The 11613-nt window shown below is 65.0% G+C and carries 12 protein-coding genes; 8 read left to right on the forward strand and 4 right to left on the reverse strand.

All coding sequences use genetic code 11. The features are described 5' to 3' along the window. Positions 1–64: 64 nt before the first annotated feature. A complete protein-coding gene (locus L1P09_RS07125) occupies positions 65–457 on the forward strand; it encodes a MerR family transcriptional regulator (RefSeq protein WP_161893111.1) in 393 nt (130 codons plus the stop codon). A 211-nt stretch (positions 458–668) separates the two neighbouring features. On the opposite strand, the gene L1P09_RS07130 is transcribed toward L1P09_RS07125, so the two are convergent. Together L1P09_RS07130 and L1P09_RS07135 are read right to left on the reverse strand one after the other, a co-directional pair. Next, positions 669–1754: an AraC family transcriptional regulator gene (locus L1P09_RS07130; protein WP_232892711.1), complete on the reverse strand. Its 1086-nt coding sequence runs from the start codon at positions 1752–1754 to the stop codon at positions 669–671. Positions 1755–1758: 4 nt separating this feature from the next. Then, entirely contained in the window at positions 1759–2877 is a 1119-nt protein-coding gene (locus L1P09_RS07135) for a carbon-nitrogen hydrolase family protein (RefSeq protein WP_110679551.1), read from the reverse strand. A gap of 194 nt (positions 2878–3071) precedes the next feature. Between L1P09_RS07135 and L1P09_RS07140 the strand changes: the two genes are divergently transcribed. Both L1P09_RS07140 and L1P09_RS07145 read left to right on the forward strand, forming a co-directional pair. Next, positions 3072–5108 carry an NADPH-dependent 2,4-dienoyl-CoA reductase gene (locus L1P09_RS07140; protein ID WP_054905317.1) on the forward strand — a complete coding sequence of 679 codons (2037 nt, stop codon included), beginning with the start codon at positions 3072–3074 and terminating at the stop codon, positions 5106–5108. Between the two features lie 58 nt (positions 5109–5166). Then, a complete protein-coding gene (locus tag L1P09_RS07145; RefSeq protein ID WP_232892710.1) occupies positions 5167–6060 on the forward strand; it encodes a 1-aminocyclopropane-1-carboxylate deaminase/D-cysteine desulfhydrase in 894 nt (297 codons plus the stop codon). Here L1P09_RS07145 and L1P09_RS07150 read toward each other — a convergent pair. Together L1P09_RS07150 and L1P09_RS07155 are read right to left on the reverse strand one after the other, a co-directional pair. Continuing rightward, entirely contained in the window at positions 6051–6596 is a 546-nt protein-coding gene (locus L1P09_RS07150; RefSeq protein ID WP_009683752.1) for a cytochrome b, read from the reverse strand. The two genes, L1P09_RS07145 and L1P09_RS07150, sit on opposite strands and share 10 nt — an antisense overlap. A 146-nt stretch (positions 6597–6742) precedes the next feature. Beyond that, entirely contained in the window at positions 6743–7765 is a 1023-nt protein-coding gene (locus L1P09_RS07155) for a DUF1853 family protein (protein ID WP_054905315.1), read from the reverse strand. Between L1P09_RS07155 and L1P09_RS07160 the strand changes: the two genes are divergently transcribed. The 5 genes from L1P09_RS07160 to L1P09_RS07180 are packed head-to-tail and all read left to right on the forward strand — an operon-like array spanning position 7764 to position 11601. Continuing rightward, positions 7764–8654 carry an NAD(+) kinase gene (locus L1P09_RS07160; RefSeq protein ID WP_009683749.1) on the forward strand — a complete coding sequence of 297 codons (891 nt, stop codon included), beginning with the start codon at positions 7764–7766 and terminating at the stop codon, positions 8652–8654. The two genes, L1P09_RS07155 and L1P09_RS07160, sit on opposite strands and share 2 nt — an antisense overlap. Continuing rightward, positions 8654–9625, forward strand: coding sequence for a metallophosphoesterase (locus L1P09_RS07165; protein WP_054905314.1), 972 nt, complete (start codon positions 8654–8656; stop codon positions 9623–9625). Before L1P09_RS07160 ends, L1P09_RS07165 begins: the two co-directional genes overlap by 1 nt. Beyond that, entirely contained in the window at positions 9622–10500 is an 879-nt protein-coding gene (locus L1P09_RS07170; RefSeq protein ID WP_232892709.1) for a rhomboid family intramembrane serine protease, read from the forward strand. Before L1P09_RS07165 ends, L1P09_RS07170 begins: the two co-directional genes overlap by 4 nt. A gap of 13 nt (positions 10501–10513) precedes the next feature. Then, positions 10514–10774 (forward strand): YeaC family protein, encoded by a 261-nt coding sequence (locus L1P09_RS07175; protein ID WP_003260154.1) that lies wholly within the window; start codon positions 10514–10516, stop codon positions 10772–10774. Further along, positions 10771–11601 (forward strand): DUF2797 domain-containing protein, encoded by an 831-nt coding sequence (locus L1P09_RS07180; protein WP_009683746.1) that lies wholly within the window; start codon positions 10771–10773, stop codon positions 11599–11601. The genes L1P09_RS07175 and L1P09_RS07180 overlap by 4 nt, the downstream gene beginning before the upstream one ends. The last annotated feature ends 12 nt before the right edge of the window (positions 11602–11613 follow it).

Here is an 11613-nt window from a genome sequence, read left to right on the forward strand (position 1 = left end):
TTGTCTGCAAGATGGGCGCAGGTTAGGGTGTAGAGCGCACTCTAAGGTCAAGGGGTTTTGTGCCATGAACATCGGGGAGCTGGAGCGCCGCAGCGGCGTCGGCCGCCATGCGTTGCGCTATTACGAGCAGCTCGGGCTGATCGTGGCCCAGCGGCAAGCCAACAATTATCGCAGTTACAGCGAGCAGGCCGTCGCTGACCTGAACTTCGTGCAAACTGCCCAGCGGGGCGGTTTCACGCTTGCCGAAATAGGGGAGATACTGGCTGCCAGGCGCGGCAATACCCTCGATTGCGTGCAGGGTGCACTGCTGGTCACTGGCAAAATGGCTGAAATCCAGGCCAAGATTCAGACGCTGCAGGCCGCATATGAGGTGCTTGATAGCGAGCGTGCCAAGCTCGTCGCCAGTGCTATTGCGACTGGGCTGACAATTCCTGAAAACATTTCCGCTGGCGCCTGAACGCCTGTCCTCCTAAAAAGGATTTTGTGGTACTCGAGCAGCGTTGCATCGCGTTTTCACTGGAACGATGGCCGCGTTGCCTGATCATAAGCTTGTCATCATTGCGTCATGCCACTGGCTTAGCATGACGGCGATAACTACGAAGATGAAATGAGTAAAGAGGGAGCAGGACCATGGATGAATACCAGGAAGAACTACTCGAATCCCAAGCCTACGAGCTGGACACCCCGGAACCGGCCGACGACGCCACCGAGCTTTGACCTGCCCGCCGCTGGCTGCGGCGAAACTCTCCCGGCGTAAGGCCCGTCCAGCGCTTGAACGCGCGCTGGAAGGCCTCGGCCGAAGCGAACCCCAATAAATAAGCAATCTCGCCGAACGCCAGTTCCGTATCACGGATGTAGGTCTCGGCCAGGTCGCGTCGTGTTTCATTGAGCAGGTCACGAAACCGCGTGCCTTCTTCGGCCAGCTTGCGCCGCAGTGTCCAGGTGGGCAGTTGCAAGTGCAGGGCTACCTCGACCAGGTCCGGTTCGCGGCCACCGTTGAGTAATGGGCCAAGCAGGTGGGTGATGCGCTCACCCAGGCTGCGCACCCGCGTGCGCTGCAGCATGTCTGCTTCACACAACTGCAGCAGGTGCTGCCAGGTGCTGGGGCAGTGCCTGGGGTTGGCCAACTGCAAGGTGGCGCGGCTCAGGCGCAATTGATTACCGTCGGCAGCGAACTGCACCGGGGTGCTGCACAGCGCCTGGTACTGCGCGGCGTAGGCGGGGGCGGCAAATTCGATTTCGAGGCGCTCGGCCTGCAGCGCAACACCCGCCAGGTCGGCCAGTTGAGCCAGCCAGCCTGCCAGCACCGAGTCCACCACAAAGCGGTTGTAGGCGTTGTAGGGGCTGATGGAGTAGAAACGCAGCCAGGCACCTTCGGCGTCTTCATGAAAGCTGGAGTGGCCGCGGTAGTTGGCGGCGTACAGCGGTTCGAAGCGCAGCAAGGTGCGCGCGGCTTCCCCCACGGTAGGCGCCTGGGCTGCAGTGACCCCCGCCAGGCCCGCCTGGGCCAGCCGGCTCAGGCGGCCCATGTGCAAGCCCAGCGCGGCTTCGCCACATTGTTCGATGGCCGCATGGCCCAGGTGCATGTAGCGCGGGATCGAAAGGCGCGCATTGGCTTCGCTCAGGCGCGGTGCCTCCAGCCCATAGCGGCGCAGCAGCGGTTCGGGGGCGTGGCCCAGTTCGCGCAGGGCTGCGATCAGCGGCTGAACAAAGCCGACCGACAGCTCGCCCAGGCGCACGCGGGGGCGGGCCATGGCCTTACAACCACAGGTTCAGCAGGCGGGCGCCGGGGCTCGGCGTGCCTGCCAGCAACTCACCGGCCTGGCGGGCGAAGCCTTGGCCGTCACTGCCGTGTTCCCAGAACTGCCCCCGCATGAACACGCTCATGCTGCTGACCCTGGCTCCGGCCGCCTCGGTCAGGCGTTGCCAAGCCGTTTGTTCACTGACCTGGCCGCGCTGCACGGCCAGCCCGGCACTGGCCGCCTGGTGGCGGTTGCCACGCCAGGGGGCTTGCCAGCTGCCTTTGCCGCTGAGAAACACCGGGTTGGCTACCAGCTGCACGCCCTGGCTGGCCAGTTGCTGATGGTTCTGCGGGTACCAGCTGTCACTGCCCACCAGCACGCCCAGGCGCCCGGCGGGGGTCTGCACGACCTGCAGCGGATAATCGCGGCCCTCCTGCACATAACGGCGCATGTCACTGTCGGGGTATTGCTGGCGTTGCGGTTGGCCGAGCAGGGAACCGTCACCGGCGAACACCACGCTGCTGTTGAACAGTGCGCCACGCCCGGCATGCAGGACGCCTTGTTGCACATAGGGGGCGGGCAGCACGATGGAGCCGGCCACCAGGGTCACGCCAAACTCCTTGGCCAGGCCACCGAACAGCTGTTGATAGTCGGCAGCCATCTGCTCGGCCTTCATGCGCAGGTGGGCGTCGGCACGCCGGTCGTCGCCCTCGGCCGCTACCATGGCCAGCGCGTAGCGCAGCGGGTTGCTCAGTTCCAGCCATTGCTGGGCCTCGCGGCTCTGGGTGACCTGGTACAGCTCGTTCTTTTCGCCGCGTGCCCACAGCCAGGTACCGATGTGTTCCGGCAGCACGACCACGGTGCGCGGGCCGACCAGGCCCTGGGCGCGCGCCTGCTCCAGGTAGGCGGCCAGCTTGCGGTGCAGGCGTTGCAGGTTCTGGTAGTCGCTAGGGAACAGCAATGGCTCGATACCCAGCAGGTTGCCGCGGTCGCCCGGCACGCCATGGTTCAACGCCAGTTCGATGCGCAGGTCGGACAGGTAGTGGCCTTCCGGGCGCTGCTGGCTCCAGAAACCGTAGCCGCAGAGCGCGGCGATCATTACCAGCGCCAGGGCGCTTGCCAGAAGTTTTCGCATGAAACAGAACGGCACATTGGCTGACGAAGGCTATCTAGGGTAAGCGCCCTGTTTGCCAGGATCAATAACTTGTCAGTTTCGATCATTGAGCCAATTCAAACGGCTGTTTAATGTCGCTGACAGACAAACGACGGAGGCCCGCCATTCGGTGAGGCGCCCGCACACCGTGAATCACGCCACCTGGGGACCTTTCCATGGCCGCCGAACGTTACCCGCACCTGCTTGCCCCGCTGGACCTTGGCTTCACCACCTTGCGCAACCGCACCCTGATGGGCTCGATGCACACCGGCCTCGAGGAGCGTCCCGGGGGTTTCGAGCGCATGGCGGCCTACTTTGCCGAGCGTGCCCGGGGCGGCGTTGGCCTGATGGTCACGGGCGGTATTGCGCCCAATGATGAAGGCGGGGTGTATTCCGGCGCGGCCAAACTCAGCACCGAGGCGGAGGCCGACCAGCACCGCATCGTCACCGAGGCGGTGCACGCCGCCGGTGGCAAGATCTGCCTGCAAATCCTGCATGCCGGGCGCTATGCCTATAGCCCACGGCAGGTGGCACCCAGCGCGATACAGGCGCCGATCAACCCGTTCAAGCCCAAGGAGCTGGACGAGCAAGGCATCGAGAAGCAGATCGCCGACTTCGTCAATTGCGCAGTGCTGGCCCAGCGTGCCGGTTATGACGGCGTCGAAATCATGGGTTCGGAAGGTTACTTCATCAACCAGTTTCTCGCCGCCCACACCAACCAGCGCACCGACCGTTGGGGCGGCAGCTACGAAAACCGCATGCGCCTGGCGGTGGAAATCGTCAGCCGGGTACGCGCGGCAGTAGGGCCGAACTTCATCATCATCTTCCGCCTGTCGATGCTCGACCTGGTCGAGGGCGGCAGCGACTGGGCGGAAATCGAGCAGTTGGCCAAGGCCATCGAGCAGGCCGGCGCTACCCTGATCAACACCGGGATCGGCTGGCATGAGGCGCGGATCCCGACCATCGCCACCAAGGTCCCGCGCGCGGCGTTCAGCAAGGTCACGGCCAAGCTGCGGGGCGTGGTGAACATTCCGCTGATTACCACCAACCGCATCAACACCCCGGAAGTGGCCGAGGCGGTGCTGGCCGAAGGGGATGCCGATATGGTTTCGATGGCTCGGCCGTTCCTGGCCGACCCGGATTTCGTCAACAAGGCTGCTGCCGGTCGTGCCGACGAAATCAATACCTGCATCGGTTGCAACCAGGCCTGCCTGGACCACACCTTCGGCGGCAAGCTGACCAGTTGCCTGGTCAACCCGCGGGCCTGCCACGAAACCGAGCTCAATTACCTGCCTGCGCCAGCGCCGAAGCGCATTGCCGTGGTCGGCGCCGGCCCGGCGGGCCTGGCCGCCGCCACCGTTGCCGCCGAGCGCGGCCATCACGTGACGCTGTTCGACGCTGCCAGCGAAATTGGCGGCCAGTTCAATGTCGCCAAGCGCGTCCCGGGCAAGGAAGAGTTCTTCGAAACGCTGCGCTACTTCCGCAACAAGCTGCAAAGCACTGGCGTCGACCTGCACCTCAATACCCGCGTGGATGTGCAGGCGCTGGTGCAGGGCGGCTATGACGAGATCATCCTGGCCACTGGCATTGCCCCGCGCACTCCGGCCATCCCCGGGGTCGAGCATGCCAAGGTGCTCAGCTACCTGGATGTACTGCTTGAGCGCAAGCCGGTGGGCAAGGCGGTCGCCGTGATCGGGGCCGGCGGTATCGGTTTTGATGTATCCGAATACCTGGTGCAGGAAGGGCGGGCCAGCAGCCTGGACCGTGATGCGTTCTGGAAGGAGTGGGGCATCGATACCCGGCTTGAGGCACGCGGCGGCGTTGCCGGCATCAAGGCCGAGCCGCATGCGCCGGCGCGTCAGGTGTTCCTGCTGCAGCGCAAGGCATCGAAGGTGGGGGACGGGTTGGGCAAGACCACCGGCTGGATCCACCGCACCGGCTTGAAGAACAAGCGCGTGCAGATGCTCAACAGTGTCGAGTACCTGGGCATAGACGATGCCGGTTTGCACATTCGCGTGGCGGGCGGTGAGCCGCAGGTGTTGGCCGTGGACAACGTCGTGATCTGCGCCGGGCAGGAGCCGCTGCGCGAACTGCAGGATGGGTTGGTGGCTGCGGGGCAATCGGTGCATTTGATCGGCGGCGCCGACGTGGCGGCCGAGCTGGATGCCAAGCGGGCGATCAACCAAGGGTCGCGGCTGGCGGCGCAGCTCTGAGATCGGCCCGGGGCAGCCCACAGGCGCTGCCCCGGGCTTTGCCTGTAAACTGCGATCCATGCATGCATTCGACCTTCCTCAAGCCCCACTGCAACGCTTGAACCTGCCGTGGTTGCAACACGCCCAGGTACAGGTTGCCATTCTGCGCCTGGACCTGATCGATCCGCTGATCAGCGGCAACAAGTGGTTCAAGCTCCGCCACCACCTGCAGCAGGCCGCCACAGGCAATGCCCCCGGGCTGATCAGCCTGGGTGGCAACCACTCCAACCACCTGCATGCGCTGGCTGCGGCCGGCAAGCGGTTTGGCTTCGCCACTGCCGGCCTGCTACGCGGCCATGCCCAGGACACGCCCACCGTACGGGACCTGCAGGCGCTGGGCATGCACCTGCACTGGCTGGGTTATGGCGGCTACCGCGCACGCCACCAGCCCGGTTTCTGGGAACCTTGGCAAGCGCGCTATCCGGGCTGGCAGTGCATTCCCGAAGGCGGCGGTGGGCTGGTTGGCGCGCAGGGCTGCGCGCTGATCGTGCAGCAGGCGCAGGCGCAGATCTCGGCCCTGGGCTGGCCGGACTACGATGGCTGGTGGTTGGCTGCCGGAACAGGCACTACCGTGGCTGGCCTGGCCATGGCCGAGGCGGGCGCGCGTACCGTGCATGGCGCCTTGGCGGTACCTGCAGACCATGGGGTGGCGCAAGGGGTGGCAGCGCTGGCGGGCGCACATGGCTACCAGCTACATGAGGCCTGCCGAGGTGGGTTTGCCCGGTTCGACGACGAACTGCTGGCCTTCATCGCCGACTGCGAGCTGCACACGGGGGTGCCGCTGGAAGCGCTCTATACCGGCAAGGCCCTGTTGGCCCTGCGCGATCATGTCGCCGCCGGGCTGTTGGCGCCCGGCAGCCGCATGATCTTCGTGCATACCGGCGGCCTGCAAGGCCGACGTGGTTACTTGTAGGGCAGCATGCGCAACAGGGTGTTGTCGCGCACCACATAGTGGTGGTAAAGCCCGGCCAGCGCATGCAGGCCGATCAGCCAGTAGCCCCAACTGCCGACGCGCTCATGCCAGCCCTTGATGAACTTGGCCTGGTCCGGGTTCGGGCCGATCAGGTGCGGCAGCTCAAGGCCGAAGAAAGGTACCGGTTTGTCGGCGGCGCTGAGGATCAGCCAGCCGGCCAGCGGCATGCCGATCATCAGCAGGTACAGTGCCAGGTGCATCAGGTGGGCAAGGCCGGTCTGCCAGGCGGGCGGCTTGGGCAGGATCGGCGGGGTAGGCCGGCTCAGGCGCATCGCCAGGCGCAACCAGACCAGCACGAAGACACTGAGGCCAAGCATGAAGTGCAGGTCTTTCATCAGGTTGCGCTCGGCGCTGTCCTTGGGGAACAGGCCACGCAGTTCGATAAGGGCGTAGACAGCGGCCAGCAGCACCAGCATCAGCCAGTGCAGGGCAATGGACAGGCGTGCGTAATGCGGTGCTGGGGTGGATGAAACCATGATCAGTCCTCGTCATCAGGTTTGGATAGCGCTCTTGTTGGCGCTCAGGTGTCACTTTAATGGCTACCGGCAGCAGATAGTTGCGCCAGGCCTGTGAAAATTGTGTTGCCTGCACGGGCTTTTGTGCGGGCCAGCCTTGATCTGCGTCAATCACTGCGTAGCTGCGGCCAATTGTCAGCCACCAGAAACACCCGTTCGGCTTCCTGCCAGGCGCCATCGGCCTCCTGCTCAAGCCTTACCAGCAGTTGCGCCGGGGCCTGCGGGTCCAGCACATGCAGCCACGCTGCAAACTGCTCTGCCTGCCAGCATAGCGCCGCTTCGACCCGCGCTGGCGCCAGCCATGCGCTGCGCGGCAGCGGTTGCCAGCGCTCGCCAACCGCCATCGCCCAATCCCGCCGCCTGACCCAGCGCCCGCGCAGGTGCTGCGGGTTGGCGCCTTCCGGTTCCTCGGCATGCCCAGGCCACGGATAGAACAGATAGCCCCCCAGCCACATATGCGCCTGCACCTGCTGCGCCCCAAGCCGGGCCAGCGCCTGCTGGCTGTGCGCCCCCCGCGACATCGGCAACTGGTGCTGCGCCAGGTGGGCCAGCTTGGCCCCTAGCCGGTCATGACAGCCTGGCCCCAGCCAGGCCTGGGTATCGTGCCCGCCACCGGGCGGGCCCAGGTACAGCTTGATCGCCAATTCCAGGTGGTGGACCCCGTCAGCATCACGCAGCAGCACATCCAGCTCGCCCAAGGTCAGGCCGCCCTCGCGAATGGCCAAGTTGGCGGCCAGCAGTTCAATGCCCGGTGCGTGGCGCAGGGCGAATTGCCACAGGCGTTCGTAGTAAAGCCCCAGGCGCCGGCTGCCCAGTTTCGCCAGCCAGTCGCGCAGCGGATGGTCATCCTTCTCCAGCGCCCGCAGCCACTGCTCCAGGCGGTGCGGCTGCTGTGCCCACAGGCTGCCCGCCAGCGGGTGGCGCTGAGGGCAGGGCGCGCCAGCGAGCAAGGGCGGCGACAGCACTGCCCAGGCCAGGTCGCGTACGGCCGGGCGCTGCAGTTGCCGGGGCAGATCGTGGAGTTGGCTGAAGGGTGTCATCCTGCGAGCATAGCCGGTTTGCCGCTGCCCGGTGGTTTCGCCCATAATCGGCGCATCGTCACCCGCCGCAGAGCCTTGCAGGAGCCCCATGGAGCAATTTCGCAATATCGGTATCATCGGTCGCCTCGGTAGCTCGCAGGTGCTCGACACCATCCGCCGACTGAAAAAATTCCTCCTCGACCGCCACCTGCACGTGATTCTCGAGGACACCATTGCCGAAGTGCTGCCCGGGCATGGCTTGCAGACCTCCACGCGCAAGCTGCTGGGCGAAGTCTGCGACCTGGTCATCGTGGTGGGTGGCGACGGCAGCCTGCTCGGCGCCGCCCGGGCCCTGGCCCGTCACAACATTCCGGTGCTGGGCATCAACCGGGGTAACCTGGGCTTTCTCACCGACATCCGCCCCGACGAACTGGAAGAAAAAGTCGCCGAGGTGCTCGACGGCCACTACCTGGTGGAAAACCGCTTCCTGTTGCAGGCCGAGGTCCGCCGCCATCACGAAGCCATTGGCCAGGGCGATGCGCTGAACGACGTGGTGCTGCACCCAGGCAAGTCCACGCGCATGATCGAGTTCGAAATCTATATCGACGGCCAGTTCGTCTGCAGCCAGAAGGCCGACGGCCTGATCGTTGCCACCCCCACCGGCTCCACCGCCTACGCGTTGTCGGCTGGCGGCCCGATCATGCACCCCAAGCTGGACGCCATCGTCATCGTGCCAATGTACCCGCACACCCTGTCTGGGCGGCCGATCGTGGTCGACGGCAACAGCGAGCTGAAGATCGTGGTGTCCAAGGACTTGCAGATCTACCCGCAGGTTTCCTGTGATGGCCAGAACCATTTCACCTGCGCCCCCGGCGACACCATCACGGTCAGCAAAAAACCGCAGAAGCTGCGCCTGATCCACCCGCTCGACCACAATTACTACGAGGTCTGCCGCACCAAGCTTGGTTGGGGCAGCCGCCTGGGGAGCAGTGACGACTGATGCTCGACCCGGCGCGCAGTTTCGACATCATCGGCGACGTGCACGGTTGTGCGCATACCCTTGAACGCCTGCTCGATACCCTCGGCTACAAGCGCGTGGCCGGCGTGTGGCGCCACCCACGGCGCCAGGCGCTGTTCCTCGGCGACATCGTCGACCGTGGGCCACGCATCCGCGAGGCCCTGCACCTCGTCCACGACATGGTTGAGGCTGGCCAGGCGTTCTGCATCATGGGCAACCACGAGTACAACGCCTTGGGCTGGGTGACGCCGGCGCTGCCCGGCAGCGGCAAGGCCTTCGTCCGCGAGCACACCCCGCGGCACGCCCGGCTGATCGACGAAACCCTGGCCCAGTTCGCCCAGCACCCCGCTGACTGGCACGACTTCGTCAACTGGTTCTACCAACTGCCGTTGTTCATCGATGCCGGGCGTTTCCGCCTGGTACACGCCTGCTGGGACCGACAACTGATCGAGCCGCTGCGCCAGCAGTACCCCGACGGGCGCATCGATGAGCACTTCATCCAGGCTTCTGCCGTGAGCAACAGCTTCGCCGCCACCGTGTGCAACCGCCTGTTGCGCGGTACCGACATGCGCCTGCCCGACGGCCTGACCTTGACCGGCGGCGACGGCCTGACGCGCGCCTTCTTCCGCACCAAGTTCTGGGAGGAAGACCCGCAAACCTACGGCGACATCGTGTTCCAGCCTGATGCCCTGCCGGCCGAGGTGGCCAATGCGCCGCTCAGCCACAGCCAGAAAAATGCCTTGCTGCGTTATGCCGAAGACGAGCCGATGCTGTTCGTCGGCCACTACTGGCGCAGCGGCCACCCCGCGCCGATTCGCCCCAACCTGGCCTGCCTGGACTACAGCGCGGTGCTGTACGGCAAGCTGGCGGCCTACCGGCTGGATGACGAAACCCGCATCGACCCGCACAAGTTCGTGTGGGTCGACGTAGACCGCCCACAGGCCAACCAATGAGCATAATCGAAGTGATGCGCCTGCCGCTGTCGGTCGACCTCAGCGGCTTCATTCACATGCTGCAGCGCCTGCAGGTGCCGCACCGGGTCAGCGAAGAGGGGGACGTGCAGGTACTCTGGGCGCCCGACACCCTGGCCGAAGACGTCCGCGAACTTTACCAGCGCTACCCGCAAGGCAACGCCGAGCTGTCGGCTGCCCCCGAGCCGGTGGCAGCTGGAATGGCCGCGAAAGTGCCGTCCCTGGCAGAACAGGCCCGGGCCTGCAAGGTCACCACGCTCACCCTGCTGGCGTGCTTCATCGTCGCCGGCCTGACCAGCCTGGGCGACAACTTCACCACCATCAGCTGGTTTACCTTCCTCGACTTCCGGGTGCAGGGCGACTACCTGTATTTCACCCCGCTGGCAGAAACCCTCGACCAAGGGCAATGGTGGCGGTTGGTATCACCCATGCTGCTGCACTTCGGCGTGCTGCATCTGGCCATGAACAGCCTGTGGTACTGGGAGCTGGGCAAGCGCATCGAGCTGCGCCAGGGCCCCTGGATGCTGCTGGGCCTGACCCTGCTGTACAGCCTGGTCTCCAACCTGGCGCAGCACTACACCAGCGGGCCGAGCCTGTTCGGCGGGCTGTCTGGCGTACTGTACGGCCTCCTGGGGCATGTATGGCTGTTCCAGTGGCTGGCACCGAACCGTTACTTCAGCCTGCCCAAGGGTGTGCTGGTGATGATGCTGATCTGGCTGGTGGTGTGCCTGACCGGTGTGGTCGGCAGCCTCGGCCTTGGCCAGATCGCCAACGCCGCCCACGTAGGCGGGCTGCTCATCGGATGCCTGACCGGGCTCTTGGGTGGGGCGCTGGCCCGGCGTAAACTGTCGGCTTGAATCAGGAGACTGTATGTCCACTTTCGCGCAAATGATTGAAAACATCACCCCGGAAATCTACGAAAGCCTGAAACTGGCCGTGGAAATCGGCAAATGGTCGGATGGCCGCAAGCTCACCGCCGAGCAGAAAGAGCTGTCGCTGCAGGCCGTGATCGCCTGGGAGATGAAAAACCTGCCAGAAGACCAGCGCACCGGTTACATGGGCCCGCAGGAATGCGCGTCGAAGTCTGCGCCGATCGCCAACATTCTGTTCAAGTCGGACTCGGTACATTGATCGAACTCGCTCGTGGCTCGTTGAGCAAAATGGCGGTAAGCCTGCAGGCGCCGGTGGTGCAGTACAGCTTCCGCCTGGGTGACACGCAGGTGCCGGTCAACCCGCTGATCGGCCAGCGCCTGCGCCTGGAATACCTTGGCGCCATTCACTGCAGCCATTGCGGCAAGCGCACCAAGACCAGCTTCAGCCAAGGTTACTGCTACCCGTGCATGACCCGGCTGGCCCAGTGCGATGTGTGCATCATGGCCCCGGAAAAATGCCATTACGAGGCCGGCACCTGCCGTGAACCGGCCTGGGGCGAACAGTTCTGCATGACCGACCATGTGGTCTACCTGGCCAACTCGTCAGGGATCAAGGTCGGCATCACCCGCGCCAGCCAGCTGCCCACCCGGTGGCTCGACCAAGGGGCCAGCCAGGCCCTGCCGATCATGCGCGTGGCTACCCGCCAGCAGTCTGGCCTGGTCGAAGACGTGCTGCGCAGCCAGGTGCCCGACCGCACCAACTGGCGTGCACTGCTCAAGGGCGATGCCGAGGTGCTCGACCTGGCGGCCATTCGTGAGCAGGTATTCGACGCGTGCGCCGAGCGCCTGGGCGAGCTGCAAGGGCGTTTCGGGCTGCAGGCGATCCAGCCGCTGCCGGACGCCGAAGTGGTGCAGATCAACTACCCGGTCCAGGCCTACCCGCAAAAGATCGTCAGCTTCAACCTGGACAAGGACCCGGTCGCCGAAGGCACGCTGCTGGGCATCAAGGGCCAGTACCTGATCTTCGACACCGGTGTGATCAATATTCGCAAGTACACGGCCTACCAGTTGGCCGTGCTCCAGTAAAAAGGACCTGCA

It is taken from the genome of Pseudomonas juntendi (assembly GCF_021560075.1).
Classification (GTDB): Bacteria; Pseudomonadota; Gammaproteobacteria; order Pseudomonadales; family Pseudomonadaceae; genus Aquipseudomonas; species Aquipseudomonas juntendi.